The 842-nt window shown below is 42.8% G+C and carries 1 protein-coding gene; it reads left to right on the top strand.

Going from position 1 to position 842, the window contains the following annotated elements:
- A partial coding sequence (locus KA858_RS12945) for a hypothetical protein (RefSeq protein ID WP_281058932.1) occupies positions 1-842 on the top strand: 842 nt, incomplete at both ends.

Genomic DNA, 842 nt, shown 5'->3' with positions numbered 1-842 from the left:
CTTGTACTTGTTGAATCACTCACGCTTGTTGATGTTGATGCACTTAATGACGTGCTTGCACTTGTTGAGTCACTCACACTTGTTGATGTTGATGCACTAACTGATGTGCTTGCACTTGCTGAGTCTGAAAGACTCGTACTTTCTGATCCACTTAATGACGTGCTTGTGCTTGTTGAGTCGCTCTCACTTGTTGACGTTGACTCACTTAATGATGTGCTTGCACTTGTTGAATCACTCACGCTTGTTGACGCTGAATCACTTAATGACGTACTTGCACTTGTTGAGTCTGAAAGACTCGTACTTGTTGATTCACTTAATGACGTGCTTGCACTTGCTGAGTCTGAAAGACTCGTACTTGTTGATTCACTTAATAACGTGCTTGCACTTGTTGAGTCTGAAAGACTCGTACTTGTTGATTCACTTAATGATGTGCTTGTGCTTGTTGAGTCACTCTCACTTGTTGATGTTGACGCACTCAATGATGTACTTGCACTTAATGAGTCTGAAAGACTCGTACTTTCTGATCCACTTAATGACGTGCTTGCGCTTGTTGAGTCACTCTCACTTGTTGATGTTGACTCACTTAATGACGTGCTTGCACTTGCTGAGTCTGAAAGACTCGTACTTGTTGATTCACTTAATGACGTGCTTGCACTTGTTGAGTCACTCACGCTTGTTGACGTTGATGCACTATCTGATGTGCTTGCACTTGCTGAGTCTGAAAGACTCGTACTTTCTGATCCACTTAATGACGTGCTTGTGCTTGTTGAGTCGCTCTCACTTGTTGACGTTGACTCACTTAATGATGTGCTTGCACTTGTTGAATCACTCACGCTTGTTGA

The sequence above is a fragment of the Staphylococcus sp. GDX8P80P genome (genome assembly GCF_017893095.1).
GTDB classification, from domain to species: Bacteria; Bacillota; Bacilli; order Staphylococcales; family Staphylococcaceae; genus Staphylococcus; species Staphylococcus borealis.
The sequence above is the reverse complement of the archived record's forward strand: the minus strand, read 5'-3'. Positions and strand labels throughout refer to the sequence as shown.